The 482-nt window shown below is 50.8% G+C and carries 2 protein-coding genes and 1 pseudogene; all 3 read right to left on the bottom strand.

What is annotated here, in order from left to right; all coding sequences use genetic code 11:
• Positions 1-114 (bottom strand): annotated as a pseudogene (locus HMPREF2871_RS12135) (DNA primase); the annotation flags it as partial.
• A complete protein-coding gene (locus HMPREF2871_RS07505; protein WP_070440650.1) occupies positions 111-296 on the bottom strand; it encodes a polyribonucleotide nucleotidyltransferase in 186 nt (61 codons plus the stop codon). The gene HMPREF2871_RS07505 and the pseudogene HMPREF2871_RS12135, both read right to left, overlap by 4 nt.
• Positions 293-451 (bottom strand): PTS sugar transporter subunit IID, encoded by a 159-nt coding sequence (locus HMPREF2871_RS11980; protein ID WP_283126917.1) that lies wholly within the window; start codon positions 449-451, stop codon positions 293-295. Before HMPREF2871_RS11980 ends, HMPREF2871_RS07505 begins: the two co-directional genes overlap by 4 nt.
• Positions 452-482 lie beyond the last annotated feature (31 nt).

Genomic DNA, 482 nt, shown 5'->3' with positions numbered 1-482 from the left:
GGGGCAGGGCTGGTGTTTGTTTTTCAGGTATCGCTGGTCTATGCCTAATGCCGTGTGTATTTCCGGCCAGCGGTATTGCGCGGCGGCTCTGATTTCTTTGTATGTTGGTTTCATTTTCCTACCTCCTCGAATCTGTCCATAGCTTCGCGGGCTATGACTGATACGGTATGAATCGCCTCTTTTTGGCTTGCTCCGTCATTCACGATCAGCAAGATAGTGCTTACAACGTCCACCGCTGCGATTGCCTTTTCTTTGCTGTTTAGTTGGTTTGCCAGCTTATCCATGATGGTTTTCATTGCTCTGCCTCCTCTGATACTGGTTCTAAAACTATTCCGGCTGTTGGGTCTGTTTCCCATATTGCGGGCGTTTCCTGCTCTAGTTGATCCGTGTCGGCGTGGGCGGGCTGGTTACAGGTTCGGACTACCAAAGCCAAAAGCAACGCCCAAAGCACCAGCAAGGCGCGGTTTAAATACCGGCGGAAA

Origin of the sequence: Neisseria sp. HMSC067G12, from assembly GCF_001812725.1 — a bacterium.
In the GTDB taxonomy this organism is placed as follows: Bacteria; Pseudomonadota; Gammaproteobacteria; order Burkholderiales; family Neisseriaceae; genus Neisseria; species Neisseria perflava.
This window is presented reverse-complemented; position numbering and strand designations above follow the sequence as displayed.